Annotated in this window: 12 protein-coding genes; 5 read left to right on the plus strand and 7 right to left on the minus strand. The window is 61.5% G+C overall.

The window, feature by feature from the left end; translation table 11 throughout:
- Nucleotides 1-2: 2 nt before the first annotated feature.
- From nagA to nagE, 4 genes are all read left to right on the plus strand, one after another.
- Entirely contained in the window at nt 3-1,109 is a 1,107-nt protein-coding gene (gene nagA / locus PSH69_RS24510) for an N-acetylglucosamine-6-phosphate deacetylase (protein WP_305410069.1), read from the plus strand.
- Entirely contained in the window at nt 1,090-2,112 is a 1,023-nt protein-coding gene (locus PSH69_RS24515) for an SIS domain-containing protein (RefSeq protein WP_305410070.1), read from the plus strand. The genes nagA and PSH69_RS24515 overlap by 20 nt, the downstream gene beginning before the upstream one ends.
- 150 nt (nt 2,113-2,262) lie before the next feature.
- The gene (gene ptsP / locus PSH69_RS24520) at nt 2,263-4,779 is read left to right on the plus strand and encodes a phosphoenolpyruvate--protein phosphotransferase (protein ID WP_305410071.1); all 2,517 of its coding nucleotides are present in this window, start codon (nt 2,263-2,265) and stop codon (nt 4,777-4,779) included.
- A 32-nt stretch (nt 4,780-4,811) separates the two neighbouring features.
- Nucleotides 4,812-6,527 carry an N-acetylglucosamine-specific PTS transporter subunit IIBC gene (gene nagE, locus PSH69_RS24525; protein ID WP_305410072.1) on the plus strand — a complete coding sequence of 572 codons (1,716 nt, stop codon included), beginning with the start codon at nt 4,812-4,814 and terminating at the stop codon, nt 6,525-6,527.
- A 193-nt stretch (nt 6,528-6,720) separates the two neighbouring features.
- On the opposite strand, the gene PSH69_RS24530 is transcribed toward nagE, so the two are convergent.
- The gene (locus tag PSH69_RS24530; protein ID WP_019581076.1) at nt 6,721-7,032 is read right to left on the minus strand and encodes a YqfO family protein; all 312 of its coding nucleotides are present in this window, start codon (nt 7,030-7,032) and stop codon (nt 6,721-6,723) included.
- A 19-nt stretch (nt 7,033-7,051) separates the two neighbouring features.
- Nucleotides 7,052-10,948, minus strand: a complete 3,897-nt coding sequence (gene purL / locus PSH69_RS24535) for a phosphoribosylformylglycinamidine synthase (protein ID WP_305410073.1) — start codon at nt 10,946-10,948, stop codon at nt 7,052-7,054.
- 274 nt (nt 10,949-11,222) lie between these two features.
- Between purL and mltF the strand changes: the two genes are divergently transcribed.
- Nucleotides 11,223-12,683, plus strand: a complete 1,461-nt coding sequence (mltF, locus tag PSH69_RS24540) for a membrane-bound lytic murein transglycosylase MltF (protein ID WP_305410074.1) — start codon at nt 11,223-11,225, stop codon at nt 12,681-12,683.
- Between the two features lie 65 nt (nt 12,684-12,748).
- Here the strand turns inward: mltF and pdxJ are convergent, their stop codons facing one another.
- The 5 genes from pdxJ to lepB form a co-directional block, all read right to left on the minus strand.
- Nucleotides 12,749-13,492 (minus strand): pyridoxine 5'-phosphate synthase, encoded by a 744-nt coding sequence (gene pdxJ / locus PSH69_RS24545; protein ID WP_305410075.1) that lies wholly within the window; start codon nt 13,490-13,492, stop codon nt 12,749-12,751.
- A 53-nt stretch (nt 13,493-13,545) separates the two neighbouring features.
- On the minus strand, nt 13,546-14,235 hold the full coding sequence (gene recO, locus PSH69_RS24550) for a DNA repair protein RecO (RefSeq protein ID WP_305410076.1): 690 nt from the start codon (nt 14,233-14,235) through the stop codon (nt 13,546-13,548).
- Nucleotides 14,236-14,437: 202 nt separating this feature from the next.
- Nucleotides 14,438-15,340: a GTPase Era gene (gene era, locus PSH69_RS24555; protein ID WP_018927088.1), complete on the minus strand. Its 903-nt coding sequence runs from the start codon at nt 15,338-15,340 to the stop codon at nt 14,438-14,440.
- The gene (gene rnc, locus PSH69_RS24560; RefSeq protein ID WP_018927089.1) at nt 15,333-16,022 is read right to left on the minus strand and encodes a ribonuclease III; all 690 of its coding nucleotides are present in this window, start codon (nt 16,020-16,022) and stop codon (nt 15,333-15,335) included. Before rnc ends, era begins: the two co-directional genes overlap by 8 nt.
- Before the next feature lie 184 nt (nt 16,023-16,206).
- The gene (lepB, locus tag PSH69_RS24565) at nt 16,207-17,061 is read right to left on the minus strand and encodes a signal peptidase I (RefSeq protein WP_018927091.1); all 855 of its coding nucleotides are present in this window, start codon (nt 17,059-17,061) and stop codon (nt 16,207-16,209) included.
- Between the last annotated feature and the right edge of the window lie 2 nt (nt 17,062-17,063).

Here is a 17,063-nt window from a genome sequence, read left to right on the forward strand (position 1 = left end):
TCATGTCCGAAGACAACATCCTCACCGCCCACGGCTGGGTTCGCGGCCGGCTGACCCATGAGCACGGCAAGGTCGTGTCCATCGAAGGCCAGCCGTGCGATCCGGCAGACAACGACCTGCCTTACTTGCTGCCGGGCTTCATCGACCTGCATGTTCACGGTGGCGGCGGCAAAGACATCATGGAAGGCGCGCCGGCCTTCGAAACCATCACCAGAACCCACGTGCGTTTCGGCACCACGTCGCTGCTGGCGACCACCATGACCGCGCCGAGCGAAGAGATTTCCAGCGTGCTCAAAGCCGTCGGCGAGTTCTGCGAGCAGCGACCCAAAGGCAGCGCCCGGGTGCTCGGCGTGCATCTGGAAGGCCCCTACATCAACCCCGGCAAACTTGGCGCCCAACCGAATTTCGCCCACACCGCGTTGATGGCCGAAGTCGAGGAATACCTGGCGCTGGCTCCGATCCGGGTGATCACCATCGCCCCGGAAATCGCCGGCCACGACGGTTTGATCCGCGCCCTCAGCGCTCGCGGCGTGCGCATGCAAATCGGCCACACGCTGGGCAGTTACGAGGAAGGCGTCGCCGCGCTGGCCGCCGGCGCCAGCAGTTTCACCCACCTCTACAACGCCATGAGCCCGCTGCATCACCGCGAGCCCGGCATCGTCGGCGCCGCACTGGCCCACGCCAAGTACGCCGAGCTGATTCCGGACTTGCTCCACGTACACCCCGGTGCGATCCGCGTGGCCTTGCGCTCGATCCCGTGCCTGTATTGCGTCACCGATTCCACCGCTGCCGCCGGCATGCCCGACGGCGAATACAAACTCGGCAGCCACACCGTGACCAAATGCCTGGGCGGTGTGCGTCTGCCCGACGGCACGCTGGCCGGCAGCACCCTGACCATGGATCAGGCCCTGCGCAACCTGGTGAAGATCGGTCTGCCGATCAGCGAAGCCTCGCAACGTCTTTCGCAATTCCCCGCCGACTACCTCGGCCTTCAAGAACGCGGGCGCCTGCAACCCGGCGCCTGGGCCGACTGCGTGCGGCTGGATCGCTCACTCACACTGACCGCCGTCATGGTCGAAGGAGAAGACATTGACTTCAAAAATGCTTGAAGAGGCGCTGTCCTCGTTCGAGGCCGTGCAAGCCCAATTGCAGCAACTCGACCCGCAGATGATCGAGATTGCCGCACGCCTGCGCCGTCAGCCGCCGCAAGTGGCGATGACCGTGGCTCGCGGCAGTTCCGACCACGCGGCGAGCTACTTCGCCTACCTGACCATGCAGCAATTGGGCATTCCGGTGGCGTCGTTACCCATGTCGGTGGTGACCATGCAACAGGCTCCGTTGAAGGTCAGCGGCCAGGTCGCGTTCGCTTTCTCGCAATCGGGGCAGAGCCCGGATTTGGTGAACAGTCTGCGTCTGCTGCGCAAGCGCGGCGCCCTGAGCATTTCCATGGTCAACGCCGAGAGCTCGCCTTTGGAGGCGGCCTGTGAATTCAGCCTGCCACTGTGCGCCGGCACCGAAAGCAGCGTCGCCGCGACCAAGAGTTTTATCGCCACCCTCACCGCCAGCGCCCGTCTGATCGCCCACTGGAAAGAAGACGTGGAGTTGCTGGAAGCCGGACGTGCCCTGCCGGAAGGTCTGCGCGAAGCGGCACAACAAGACTGGAGCCTGGCTATCGATACGTTGCGCAATTGCCAGCGCTTGATGGTGATCGGCCGTGGCGCCGGCTTCGCCATCGCCCAGGAAGCGGCACTCAAGTTCAAGGAAACCTCGGCGATCCAGGCCGAAGCCTTCAGCAGCGCCGAAGTCCGGCACGGCCCGATGGCGTTGATCGACGAGAACTACCACCTGCTGATCCTCGCCCCGCGCGGTGCCGAGCAGGCCGGTTTGCTGAGCCTGGCCGCCGACATGCGTCAACGCAGCGCCCGCGTGCTGCTGGCCGCGCCGGATGACGTCGCCGAACGCGACCTGACCCTGACCCGCGCCGAACACCCGGCCCTGGACCCGATTCTGGCGATCCAGAGTTTCTACGTCATGGCCGCCGGTTTGGCCGTCGCCCGTGGCATGGACCCGGACCAGCCGCGTCACTTGAGCAAAGTGACGCGCACGCATTGATGGCGGGCGAATCCGCCGTAGGAGCTGTCGAGCGGAGCGAGGCTGCGATCTTTTGATCCTGCGTTGAACAGATCGCAGCCTCGTTTCACTCGACAGCTCCTACAGAGGGCGAGTTGATCCGAACCGTAGTTTTATTGATGAGACCGAGCCATGCACAACAACAATAAAGAGCTGACCCTCAGCGCCCCGCTCAGCGGCCCGGTGCTCACACTCGCCAAAGTCCCGGACCCGGTGTTCGCCAGTGGTGCCATGGGCGACGGGATCGCCATCGATCCATTGAACGATACCCTGTACTCGCCCTGTGAAGCGGTCGTGATCCACGTCGCCCGCACCGGTCACGCCATCACCTTGCGCGCCGATAACGGCGCCGAGTTACTGCTTCACCTGGGCCTTGATACAGTCGAGTTGCAGGGTGTCGGTTTCTCGATGCTGGTCAAGGAAGGGACGCGGGTCAGCAATGGCCAGCCGCTGCTGCGCTATGACCTGGACCAGGTCGCCCAACAGTGCAAAAGCCTGGTCAGCCTGATGATCCTGACCAACAGCCAGGACTTTCAAGCACGACCGATTACGCTGAAATCGGTGAAGGTCGGCGATCCGTTGCTGCACATCGTGTCGAAAGTATCCAACGGCGCGCAGGTTGATATTGAGGTCGTCGGCATCGAGGTTCAGGGGCATGTTCATGTCGCCCATCGCGGTGGCCTGCACGCCCGGCCTGCGGCGCTGATCCGCCAGACCGCCCAACAGTTCAAGAGCAAATCCTGGCTGCACTTCGCCGGTAAATCGGCGGCCTGCGACAGTTTGATCGGCCTGATGGGGCTGGCTGTCGGTGAGCGGGATGAAATCCGGGTCAGTTGCCAGGGGCCGGATGCCGAAGCGGCGCTGCAAGCCCTGTTGGCCGCGTTATCCACAGCCCTGGCCGAAGACAACCACGCTGCCGCACCAACGCCAATCGCCCAACGCAATCGCCCCACCGAAGCGGGCGTGCTGCACGGTGTGTGCGCGGCTCCAGGCCTGGTGGGCGGGCCGTTGTTTCGTCTGAACTCGATCAGCCTGCCAATAGATGCTGGTCATCATGAGCCGAAGCAACAACGTCACGCGCTGGACACCGCGCTGACTCAAGTACGCAGCGAAATCGACGGCACACTGGCCCAAGCGAAGAAGCACAAGCACACCGATGAAGAAGCGATCTTCGCCGCGCACCTGGCGTTGCTCGAAGACCCGGCGCTGCTCGATGCGGCTCATCAATCCATCGACCAAGGCATCGTCGCAACTCACGCCTGGAGTCAATCCATCGACGTGCAATGCGAGGTGCTGCTGCAACTCGGCAGTCCGTTGCTGGCTGAACGCGCCAACGACCTGCGCGACCTCAAGCAACGGGTGCTGCGTGCCCTGCTCGGCGAAGCCTGGCATTACGACGTGCCGGCCGGCGCTATCGTCGCGGCCCATGAACTGACGCCGTCCGATTTGCTGCAACTGAGCCAGCAAGGTGTCGCCGGGTTGTGCATGGCCGAAGGTGGCGCGACGTCTCATGTGGCGATTCTCGCTCGCGGCAAAGGCTTGCCGTGCATGGTTGCACTGGGCTCGACGCTGCTCGATCAGGAGCAAGGTCAAGCGGTGGTGCTGGATGCCGACGGCGGTCGTCTTGAACTGATGCCGACTGCCGAGCGCCTGGCCGAGGTGCATCAGGCGCAACTCGATCATCAGCAACGTCGCGCGCTTCAACAGTCTCAGGCTCACACCCCGGCACTGACACTTGATGGTTTGCCTATCGAAGTCGCCGCCAATGTCGCTTCCAGTGCTGAGGCAGCTGATGCCCTGGCCAACGGTGCCGATGGCGTCGGTCTGCTGCGTACCGAATTCCTCTTCGTCGACCGCCAAACCGCCCCCGACGAACAGGAGCAGCACGTTGCCTATCAAGCCGTGCTCGACGCCATGGGCGACAAATCGGTGATCATCCGCACCATCGATGTCGGTGGCGATAAACAGCTCGACTATTTACCGCTCCCTGTCGAAGCGAACCCGGTGCTTGGTTTGCGCGGCATTCGTCTGGCTCAGGTGCGCCCGGAACTGCTGGATCAGCAACTGCGCGCCCTGCTGCAGGTCAGCCCGCTGTCGCGCTGCCGGATCCTGTTGCCGATGGTCACCGAAGTCGATGAGTTGCTGCACATCCGCCAGCGTCTCGACGCGTTGTGCATTGAACTCAATGTGAGTGAACGCCCGCAGCTGGGCGTGATGATCGAGGTTCCGGCCGCCGCACTGCTGGCCGAGCAACTGGCCGAGCACGCGGACTTCCTGTCCATCGGCACCAACGACTTGTCGCAATACACCCTGGCCATGGACCGCGACCACGCCGGCCTCGCCTCCCGCGTCGATGCGATGCACCCGGCGCTGCTGCGGTTGATCGCCCAGAGCTGCGCCGGTGCGGCGGTGCATAACCGGTGGGTCGGGGTCTGCGGCGCCCTCGCCTCCGATCCGTTGGCCACGCCGGTACTGATAGGCCTGGGCGTCAGCGAGTTGTCGGTCAGCCCGGTGCAAATCGGTGAAATCAAGGACCGCGTGCGTCACCTCGACGCCACCGAATGCCGACGCATCAGCCAGGACCTGCTCAAGCTGAGCAGCGCCGGCGCGGTGCGTCACGCCTGTCACCAGCAATGGCCTCTGAGCTGAACAACAACGATAAGAATCCAGGGAGATCCGCCATGTACCAATACTTCATCGAAGGCCTGCAGCGCCTCGGTCGCGCGCTGATGCTGCCGATCGCGATCCTGCCGATTGCCGGGTTACTGCTGCGTCTGGGCGACACTGACCTGCTGAACATCGCGATCATCCACGACGCCGGCCAGGTGATCTTCGCCAACCTGGCGCTGATCTTCGCCATCGGCATCGCGGTCGGTTTTGCCAAGGACAACAATGGCACCGCAGGCCTGGCCGGGGTCATTGGTTATCTGGTGATGATCTCCACCCTCAAGGTGCTCGACTCGAGCATCAACATGGGCATGCTGGCCGGGATCGTCAGCGGCCTGATGGCCGGTGCGCTGTACAACCGCTTCAAAGACATCAAGCTGCCGGAATACCTGGCGTTCTTCGGCGGTCGGCGTTTTGTGCCGATTGTCACCGGGTTCGCGGCGGTTGGCCTCGGCGTGGTGTTCGGCTACATCTGGCCGCCGATCCAGCACGGCATCAACAGCTTCGGCACGTTAATGATGGAGAGCGGCAGCTTCGGCGCGTTCGTCTTCGGTGTGTTCAACCGCCTGCTGATCGTCACCGGCCTGCACCACATCCTCAACAACATGGCGTGGTTCGTGTTCGGCAACTTCACCGACCCGACCACGGGCGCACTGGTGACCGGCGACCTGTCGCGCTACTTTGCCGGCGACCCGAAAGGCGGCCAGTTCATGACCGGCATGTTCCCGATGATGATCTTCGGCCTGCCCGCCGCGTGCCTGGCGATGTACCGCAACGCCCTGCCGGAACGGCGCAAAGTCATGGGCGGGATCTTCCTGTCCATGGCCTTGACCTCGTTTTTGACCGGCGTCACCGAACCGATCGAATTTGCCTTCATGTTCCTCGCACCGCTACTGTTTTTGCTTCATGCGCTGCTAACGGGACTGTCGATGGCCGTCACCAACCTGCTGAACATTCACCTGGGGTTTACCTTTTCCGGCGGTTTCATCGACATGATTCTGGGCTGGGGTGAATCCACCAACGGCTGGCGCGTGCTTCCCGTGGGTCTGGCGTATGCAGTGATCTACTACGTGGTGTTTGATTTCTGTATCCGCCGCTTCAACCTGAAGACGCCGGGGCGTGAGGATGTTCAGGCTGGCGACAAAGTTGTGGTCACCGAGAATGAACGCGCCGGGGCATATATCAAGGCGCTGGGCGGTGCGGAGAATTTGATCACGGTCGGCGCTTGCACCACGCGGTTGCGGCTGGACATGGTCGATCGCAACAAAGCCTCGGACGCGGACTTGAAAGCGTTGGGGGCGATGGCGGTGGTGCGTCCGGGTAAGGGCGGCAGTTTGCAGGTGGTGGTCGGGCCGATGGCGGACAGTATTGCCGATGAGATCCGATTGGCGATGCCTGCTTTGGGGCGACCAGTTATCGCCTCCCCCGCTGCCTTGGTGGATGCGCTGAAACCTGTCGCAGTGGAGAACGCTGAAGCCCAGCAATGGCTGAAAGCGCTGGGCGGTGGCGACAATGTGCTGCAAATGGACTGCATCGCCATGACCCGGATTCGGTTGCAACTGGCGGATGGCACAGGGCTGTCGGAAGGCCAGTTGAAAACGCTCGGTTGCCAGGGTGTCAGCCAACTTGAGGGTGGCGTTTGGCATCTGTTGATTGGTGAGAAGGCAGCGAGTTTAAGTGGTGCGCTGGAGGTGTTGATCAATCGCAATGAGGTGAGTGCCAGGGTTTAGATCGTTGGCGGCTGCCAGTCAATCATCGCGGGCAAGCCTCGCTCCTACAAGTAGGGAGGCGTACGGCTGGAGGATTGGTCGGCTGTCGGGCCGCCAAGTCAAAAGATCGCGGATCAGATTCAACAGTCAAATCCAGGGCAATAAAAAACCCGCTGACGAATCAGCGGGTTTCTCATTTCAGCAGACCAGAAGATCAAAAATCCTCCAGTCGCCACACTTCATAAGCCGGCGTCTCATAGGGATGACTCTCTTTCAGAGCCACCACCACCGCCCGAATCAACTCATCGCTGACCACCAGTTCAACCTTCCATTCCTCAACCTGCTCGACCTGCCCAGCCTCACCCATGAACGGCTGACTGCCCTCCAGTGGACGAAACTGACCCAAGCCAAACACCTGCCACGCACAGTGGTCATAAGCCCCGATCCGCCCGCCACCGGCGGCGAATACAGCGCTTTTGACTACTTCGACATGACTGGCCGGAACAAAAAAGCAGAGCTTGTACACGGCAATCAGCTCCCCGCTCTTAGTTAACCCAGACGCGAGCGTTACGGAACATACGCATCCAAGGTGCGTCTTCGTTCCAGTCTTCCGAACGCCACGAGTTCTGCACCGCGCGGAACACACGCTCCGGGTGCGGCATCATGATGGTCACGCGACCGTCGCGGCTGGTCAAACCGGTGATCCCGCGCGGCGAGCCGTTCGGGTTGGCCGGGTATTTCTCGGTGACCTTGCCGTGGTTGTCGACGAAACGCATCGCCACGCAACCCGACAGATCGGCTTGCAGCAACGCTTCTTCGCTGGCGAATTCGGCATGGCCTTCACCGTGAGCGATGGCGATCGGCATGCGCGAACCGGCCATGCCCTGCAGGAAGATCGAGTTCGATTCCTGGATCTGAACCATGGCCACGCGGGCTTCGAACTGCTCGGAACGGTTACGCACGAAGTGCGGCCAGAACTCGCTGCCCGGGATCAGCTCGTGCAGGTTGGACATCATCTGGCAACCGTTGCACACGCCGAGGGTGAAGCTGTCGGTACGTTCGAAGAAGCCCTGGAAGGCATCGCGAGCGCGGCTGTTGAACAGCGCGGACTTGGCCCAGCCTTCACCGGCACCCAATACGTCGCCGTAGGAGAAACCGCCGCAAGCGACCATGCCTTTGAAGTCGTTCAGGTCGACACGGCCGGCCAGAATGTCGCTCATGTGCACGTCGATCGCGTTGAAACCGGCACGGTCGAACGCGGCCGCCATTTCCACCTGACCGTTGACGCCCTGCTCACGCAGCACGGCAACCTGTGGGCGGATGCCTTTCTTGATGTAAGGCGCGGCGACGTCCTGGTTGACGTCATAGCTGAGCTTGACGCTCAGGCCCGGGTTGTCTTCTTCCAGCAGCACGTCGAACTCTTGTTCGGCGCAGTCGGCGTTATCACGCAGGCGCTGGATCTGGTAGCTGGTTTCAGCCCACTGACGTTGCAGCAGACGACGCTGACCTTCGAATACGGTATCACCGTTGAACGTGATGCTGATCTCGCCGTTGTTCATCGGCTGACCGATCACCGACACGCACTCGCCCAGGCCAGCAGCGCTGAACTGCGCGAGGATGTCCGCGGTGGCGTCCTGGCGAACCTGGATCACAGCGCCCAGTTCTTCGTTGAACAGGATCGCGGCGATATCGGCGGAAGTCTCTGCCAGACCGTCGAGGTTCAGGCTCAGGCCGCAGTGGCCGGCAAACGCCATTTCCACCACGCTGGTCAGCAGACCACCGTCGGAACGGTCGTGGTAAGCCAGCAGGTGACCGTCGGCGTTGAGGCCCTGGATCACTGCGAAGAAGGCTTTCAGGTCTTCGGCGTCATCGACGTCCGGTGCCTGTTTGCCGAGTTTGCCGTGAACCTGAGCGAGGATCGAGGCACCCATGCGGTTCTGGCCGCGACCGAGGTCGATCAGGATCAGGTCGGTGGTGCCCTTGTCCATGCGCAGTTGCGGGGTCAGGGTCTGACGGATGTCAGCCACTGGCGCGAAACCGGTCACGATCAGCGACATCGGCGAAGTGACCGCCTTATCGACACCTTCGTCGTTCCAGCGAGTGGCCATGGACATGGAGTCCTTGCCCACCGGAATGGTGATGCCCAGCTCAGGGCACAGTTCCATGCCGACCGCTTTCACGGTGTCGTACAGACGTGCGTCTTCACCTGGGTGACCGGCAGCGGACATCCAGTTCGCCGACAGTTTGATGTCGGAGATCTTGGCGATGCGCGAGGCGGCGATGTTGGTCAGGGTTTCGCCGATGGCCATGCGGCCCGACGCCGGAGCGTCCAGCAGGGCCAGCGGAGTGCGCTCGCCCATGGCCATGGCTTCACCGGTATAAACGTCGAAGCTGGTGGCGGTAACGGCAACGTCGGCCACCGGAACCTGCCACGGGCCGACCATCTGGTCACGGGCCACGAGGCCGGTGATGGTGCGGTCGCCGATGGTGATCAGGAAGCTTTTGCTGGCCACGGCCGGGTGATGCAGGACGCGCTCGACGCAGTTGGCGATGTCGAGGGTCGACGGATCGAAATCGTCGCCCAGCTCGTTTTCACGAACCACCGAACGGTGCATGCGCGGGGCTTTGCCCAGCAGCACTTCGAGCGGCATGTCCACCGGGCTGTTGCCGAAGTGGCTGTCGGTCACGGTCAGTTGCGGCTCGGCAGTGGCTTCGCCGACTACCGCGAATGGGCAACGCTCACGCTCGCAGATCGCCTTGAAGCGTTCGAAGTCCGCCGGGCCGACGGCCAGAACGTAGCGTTCCTGGGATTCGTTACTCCAGATTTCGTGCGGGGCCATGCCCGGCTCGTCGTTTGGAATGTTGCGCAGTTCGAAACGGCCACCACGGTCGCCATCGTTGACCAGTTCCGGGAAGGCGTTGGACAGACCACCCGCGCCGACGTCGTGGATGAAGCTGATCGGGTTTTTGTCGCCCAGTTGCCAGCAACGGTCGATGACTTCCTGGCAACGACGCTCCATCTCAGGGTTTTCACGTTGTACGGAAGCGAAGTCCAGGTCTGCCGAGCTGGTACCGGTGGCCATGGAGGAAGCCGCGCCGCCACCCAGACCGATCAGCATCGCCGGGCCGCCAAGCACGATCAGCTTGGAGCCAACGACGATTTCGCCTTTCTTGACGTGTTCTTCACGGATGTTGCCCATGCCGCCAGCCAGCATGATCGGTTTGTGGTAACCGCGAACTTCATCGCCATGGGGCGTGGTGATCGACTGTTCGAAGGTACGGAAGTAGCCGGTCAGCGCCGGACGGCCGAATTCGTTGTTGAATGCAGCGCCGCCCAACGGGCCTTCGATCATGATGTCCAGCGCGGTAACGATGCGCTCGGGCTTGCCGTATGGCACTTCCCACGGCTGTTCGAAGCCCGGGATCTGCAGGTTCGACACGGTGAAACCGGTCAGGCCAGCCTTTGGCTTGGCACCGCGACCGGTGGCGCCTTCGTCGCGAATCTCGCCGCCGCTACCGGTGGATGCGCCGGGGAACGGAGCAATCGCGGTCGGGTGGTTGTGCGTTTCGACTTTCATCAGAATGTGCACCGGTTCCTGCACCGCGCCGTACTGGCGGGTTTCGGGGTCCGGGAAGAAACGACCGGCCACGGAGCCGACGATCACCGATGCGTTGTCTTTATAAGCCGACAGAACACCTTCGCTGTGCATCTGATAGGTGTTCTTGATCATGCCGAACAGGCTTTTTTCCTGGCTCTGACCGTCGATATCCCAACTGGCGTTGAAGATCTTGTGGCGGCAGTGCTCGGAGTTCGCCTGGGCGAACATCATCAGTTCGATGTCGTGCGGGTTGCGCTTCAAACCCAGGAAGGCATTGACCAGATAGTCGATTTCGTCTTCGGCCAGGGCCAGGCCCAGCTCGGTGTTGGCTGTTTCCAGCGCGGCGCGGCCGCCAGCCAGCACATCGATCGCGGTCAGCGGTTTTGGCTCGGCGTGGCTGAACAGGCCGGAGGCTTGTTCGAGGTTGCCCAGCACGATCTGGGTCATGCGGTCGTGCAGCGCGTCTGCGATCAGCTGCGCTTCGGCGTCGCTGAACTGGCCGGCGACATAGAACGCGATGCCGCGCTCCAGGCGCTGGATCTTGGTCAGGCCGCAGTTGCGAGCGATATCGCTGGCTTTACTGGACCACGGCGAAATGGTGCCGAAACGCGGCAATACCAGGAACAGACGACCAGTGGGCTCTTGTACCGGAACGCTAGGGCCGTACTTCAGAAGGCGCGCGAGCACCTGCTGTTCGTCGCCGGTCAGGACGCCGGTAACTTCGGCGAAGTGAGCGAATTCAGCATACAAGCCGCTGACAGCTGGAACCTTCTGGCTCAGTTGCTCAAGGAGTTTGCTGTGGCGAAAGGCAGAAAGGGCAGGAGCGCCGCGCAGGATCAACATCTTCGGGACAGCCTCGGGAAGGGGTGTGCTTTGAGGCCGTGCATTCTAGCCTAAACCGCCCGCGACATCACCCGAAACGGTACACGCGGTTGCACCCGAACGTCGGGCCGGGTATTCGGGCCTCGAACAGGTGCACGCCTGGGGTTATTTTTTCTGTCACAAAATGCTGTTCGGACCCATTCCTGCGGGCTCCAAGCGGGTTTTTGACGCCCTAGCAGACAAGCCCTTCGCTGTCGAGATATGGCGCTCGTGGTCCTTTGCGTATACTGCGCAGATGTTTTCCCCAACGGCTTTGCGTCCGCGGTACGCCAAATGGCTGATCGCAACCGGACTCTTCCTGATGCTCAGTGGCTGTGTTGATAAACCCAACACGCTGGAGCGCGTAAAGGAGGATGGCGTGCTGCGGGTGGTTACCCGGAACAGCCCCGCCACTTACTTTCAGGATCGCAACGGTGAAACCGGCTTCGAATACGAGCTGGTGAAGCGCTTCGCCGACGATCTGGGGGTCGAACTCAAGATCGAAACCGCCGACAACCTCGACGACCTGTTCAATCAGGTGGGCAAGCCAAATGGCCCGGTGCTGGCTGCTGCCGGCCTGGTCAGCAGCGAGGACCGCAAAAAGCAGGTGCGGTTTTCCCATTCCTATCTCGAAGTCACCCCACAGATCATCTACCGCAACGGCCAGTCGCGGCCGACCGACGCAGGCGATCTGGTGGGCAAGAAGATCATGGTGCTCAAGGGCAGCACCCACGCCGAGCAATTGGCAGAGCTGAAAAAGAAATACCCCGGCATTGAATACGAAGAGTCCGACGCGGTTGAAGTCGTCGACCTGCTGCGCATGGTGGATGAAGGTCAGATCGACCTGACCCTGGTCGATTCCAACGAAGTGGCGATGAACCAGGTCTACTTCCCCAATGTGCGGGTAGCTTTCGACCTCGGGGACTCCAGCAATCAGAGTTGGGCCGTGGCCGCCGGGGAAGACAACAGCCTGCTCAACGAGATCAACACCTACCTCGACAAGGTGAAGAAAAACGGCACCTTGCAACGCTTGAAAGATCGTTACTACGGCCACGTCGATGTACTCGGCTACATGGGCGCCACCACCTTCGCCCAGCACTTGCAGCAACGATTGCCCAAATACGAACAGCACTTCAAGGCGTCCGCCAAGCAGGAAAAAGTCGACTGGCGCCTGCTGGCGGCGATCGGTTATCAGGAATCGCTGTGGCAAGCGGCGGTTACGTCCAAGACCGGCGTGCGCGGGTTGATGATGCTGACCCAGAACACGGCGCAAGCCATGGGCGTGTCCAATCGCCTTGACCCCAAGCAGAGCATCATGGGGGGGGCGAAGTATCTGGCCTACATGAAGGATCAACTGGACGAGTCGATCCAGGAGCCGGATCGCACGTGGTTCGCGCTGGCAGCCTACAACGTGGGCAGCGGTCATCTGGATGACGCGCGCAAACTGGCGGCCAAGGAAGGGTTGAATCCGGACAAGTGGCTGGACGTGAAGAAGATCCTGCCGCGCCTGTCGCAGAAACAGTGGTACAGCAAGACCCGTTACGGCTACGCCCGAGGCGGCGAGCCAGTGCATTTCGTGGCGAACATCCGTCGTTACTACGACATCCTGACGTGGGTCACGCAGCCGCAGCTTGAAGGCACCCAGGTCGCCGAGGGCAACCTGCACGTGCCGGGGGTCGACAAGACCAAGCCGAGCCAGGAAACCCCACCGCTCTAATAGCCACTACCCATCAAAATTGTGGGAGCGAGCCTGCTCATTCCCACACTGTCTTGTGTTTGGCTTTAAGCTTTTGCAGCCGCCAGAATCAGCGCCTTCATCTCCGACACTGCCGACTTGAACCCGACGAACAATGCATGGGCCACCAGCGCATGGCCGATGTTCAGTTCGTTGACGCCCTTGATTGCCGCAACAGCCTCGACGTTGTGGTAGTGCAAACCGTGGCCGGCGTTGACGATCAGGCCTTGGGCCAGACCGAATGCCACGCCATCGGCCACGCGCTTGAGTTCTTCAGCAACTTCGGTTGGCGTCTCGGCGTCCGCGTAACGCCCGGTGTGCAATTCAATGGCCGGCGCGCCGACACGGCGGGACGCTTCAATCTGCCGCTCGTCAGCGTCGATGAACAGCGACACTTCGCAGCCAATCTTCGCCAGGCGATCCACCGCCGCCTTGATCCGCGCTTCCTGCCCCGCTACGTCCAGACCGCCTTCAGTGGTCAGTTCCTGACGGGTTTCCGGGACCAGGCAAACGTGCGCCGGGCGGATACGCTCGGCGAATGCCATCATTTCTTCGGTGACGCCCATTTCGAAGTTCATGCGGGTTTGCAGCACATCCTTGAGCAGCAGTACGTCGCGCTCCTGGATGTGCCGGCGGTCTTCACGCAAGTGCACGGTGATACCGTCAGCGCCCGCCTCTTCCGCGTCCAGCGCTGCCTTGACCGGATCCGGGTAACGAGTGCCCCGGGCCTGACGCAGGGTGGCAACGTGGTCGATGTTCACGCCAAGAAGAATGCGATTGCTGGTGGTCACGGAAACGCTCCTGAAGAGGGGGGGGAAGATTCGGTGCACAGCATACGGGGAGACTACGGCTTTCGAAACAACTCGCGACTGACGAGAGGACGACCGCCCAGATGAACGGCCAGTGCCTGACGCATCAAGCGCTTGGCCGCGGACAGCGCACCGGGCGCGGTCCAGTCGGCATCGGCCATGGCCAACAGTTCGACGCCGTTGAACAGGCCCGGCTGCAGCAGGTAAACCCGCTCCAGGCCCGCATCCACTTGCAAGCGATAGAGGCCGTCCGGTGCGATGGGGCCACCATGGATGTCGGTATTCAGCGCGAAGCCATAACCGAGATCATCGAGCAGTCGCCATTCGAAGGAGCGCAGCAATGGTTCCAGTGGTCGACCTTCGGCCAGGGCAAGCAAGGTCGCGGCGTAGTGATCGAAAACCGCGGGATGAGGATCTTCGGCGGGCAGCAAGCGGATCAGCAATTCGTTGAGGTAGAGACCACTGAACAGCGCTTCGCCATTGAGCCAGGTGGAAACACCGGCGCTTTCCATGCGGCCGACATTCTTCAGTTCGCCCCGGCCACGGAACTCGACTTCCAGCGGCACGAACGGCCGCGCCAACGTCCCGGCCTTGCCCCGCGCACTGCGCAACACCGCCCGCAGCCGACCTTGCGGCGTGAGGAAATCCACCAGCGCACTGCTTTCGCGGTAGGCGCGGGAATGGAGCACGTAGGCGGGTTGGCCGATGGGCGGGCTGGATGACATCAGTTTCCGAATCTCTGGAGATCCACTGTGGCGAGGGAGCTTGCTCCCGCTGGACTGCGAAGCGGCCCCAAAACCATGCACCTCAGTGTTTCAGGTAAAACCGCGATGCCAGGATTTACGACTGCTTCGCAGCCGAACGGGAGCAAGCTCCCTCGCCACAAAAGCTCGCTCCTACAATTGAATCGATGTGCTGCTGGACGATTTACAGGTCGCCGTAACCCAGCGAACGCAAGGCGCGCTCGTCGTCAGACCAGCCACCTTTCACCTTGACCCACAGGTTGAGCATGATCTTGGAGTCGAACAGCAGCTCCATGTCCTTGCGCGCTTCGGTGCCGATGCGCTTGATGCGCTCGCCCTTGTCGCCAATGATGATTTTCTTCTGACCGTCACGTTCGACGAGGATCAAGGCATGGATGTGCAAGGTCTTGCCCTGCTGCTTGAACTCTTCGATTTCCACGGTGATCTGGTACGGCAGCTCGGCGCCCATCTGACGCATGATTTTTTCGCGTACCAGTTCAGCCGCAAGGAAGCGGCTGCTGCGGTCGGTGATCTGATCTTCCGGGAAGAAGTGATCGTTTTCCGGCAGGTGCTCGGCAATCACTCGCTCCAGCGTGTCGAGGTTGTGCCCGTGCTGGGCCGAGATCGGCATGATCTGCGCGTTCGGCAGCTGTTCCTGCAACCAGGTCAGGTGCGGCATCAGCTCGGATTTGTCTTCGATGCGGTCGGTCTTGTTCAGCGCCACGATCAGCGGACCGGTCACGTACTGAACGCGCTCGAGGACCATCTGGTCTTCGTCGGTCCACTTGGTACGGTCAACCACGAAGATCACCACGTCGACGTCTTTCAACGCCGCCGAAGCGGTCTTGTTCATGTAACGGTTCAGGGCCTTTTCACCGCCCTTGTGCATACCCGGGGTGTCGACGTAGATCGCCTGAACGTCGCCTTCGGTCTTGATGCCGAGCATGTTGTGGCGGGTGGTCTGCGGCTTGCGTGAGGTGATCGCCAGTTTCTGACCCAGAATGTGGTTCAGCAGCGTGGACTTGCCCACGTTGGGACGGCCGACGATGGCAACATAGCCACAGCGAGTTGCGGTTGAATCAGTCATTGCCATTCTCCACACCCAGGGCAATCAGTGCTGCGGCGGCCGCTACCTGTTCGGCAATACGACGACTCACACCCTGACCTCGGCTTTTTTCATTCAGTAAGATGATTTCACATTCGACGAAGAACGTCCGGCAATGCGGCTCACCCTGGATATCCACCACTTCGTAACGCGGCAGCTCACAACCACGGGACTGCAGGAATTCCTGCAGGCGGGTTTTCGGATCTTTGTTGGTGTCGACCAGCGTCAGGCCTTCGAACTCTCCGGCCAGCCAGGCCAGCACGCGTTCGCGCGCCACCTCCATGCCGGCGTCCAGGTAGATCGCACCGATCAGCGCTTCGAGGGCATCGGCCAGAATCGACTCGCGACGGAAACCGCCGCTTTTCAATTCGCCGGAGCCCAGGCGCAGGTATTCGCCCAGGTCGAAACCACGGGCCAGTACGGCCAGGGTCTCACCTTTCACCAGGCGTGCGCGCAAACGCGACAACTGGCCTTCGCGGGCCAGCGGGAAGCGATCGAACAGCGCCTCGCCGGCGACGAAATTGAGGATGGCATCGCCGAGGAATTCCAGGCGTTCGTTGTTGCGCCCGGCAAAACTGCGGTGAGTCAGGGCCAGGACCATCAGTTCCTGATCCTTGAAGGTGTAACCGAGCTGACGCTCGAGACGGCTTAAGGAGACGCTCACGGTTTACCCACGCTGAGTTCGTGGTTGGATTCCACCGCCAGGGCCTTGATGCGGCGCAGGCTTGGGACAATTAACGCTGTGTTCAAAAATAACGTCCTGAATATCGTTGTTTTCATGCTCCTGTCGCCGATTGTGCCGACTCCAGAAATGCATTCGGCGCTGTGTTCAACAGCGCCGTGTGTGATTACTTGATCAGACCAACCCGCGAGAAATTCGGCAGGTGACCGAGTTTGGGTTCCGGCCAGCTCATCCAGACTGCGAAGGCCTTGCCGACGATATTCTTGTCGGGAACCATGCCCAGCAGATCCTTGGGAATGCTCGGATCATCCCAGTAGCGACTGTCGTTCGAGTTGTCGCGGTTGTCGCCCATCATGAAGTAGTGCCCGGCCGGCACGGTCCACGAATGGTCCGGCGTTGCGCGGTAGCGGCTCATTTCCTTGCGGATCAGGTGCTCGGCGGCGCCAAGTTTTTCCTTGTAGAGCTCGGCGCTACCCAACGTGCCAGGCTCGGAGCCGACCAGTTGTTCGGCAATCGACTCACCGTTGACGAACAGGCGCTTGTCGGCGGTGTAGCGAATCTGGTCGCCCGGCAGGCCCACTACACGCTTGATGTAGTTGACGTTCGGGTCGCTCGGGTAGCGGAACACCATCACATCGCCGCGCTGCGGATCACCGACTTCGATGACTTTCTTGTCGATCACCGGCAGGCGGATCCCGTAAGAAAACTTGTTCACCAGAATGAAGTCACCGACGTCCAGGGTCGGTTTCATCGAACCGGAAGGAATCTGGAACGGCTCCACCAGGAACGAACGCAGCACCAGCACGATGAACAACACCGGGAAGAACGACTTGCCGTATTCGACCAGCAGCGGCTCTTTGTTCAGTTTCTCGATCACTACCATGTCAGCCTGGCTGACGCTCCCCTGATAGGAGTTGATGGCAGCCCGGCGCCGTGGCGCCAGGAACAGCAGATCGAGCAACGCCAACAGGCCGCAGACGAACACGGCGATGACCAGCAACAGCGGGAAATTTAGTGACATAG

Source organism: Pseudomonas sp. FP1740, from assembly GCF_030687165.1.
Classification (GTDB): domain Bacteria; phylum Pseudomonadota; class Gammaproteobacteria; order Pseudomonadales; family Pseudomonadaceae; genus Aquipseudomonas.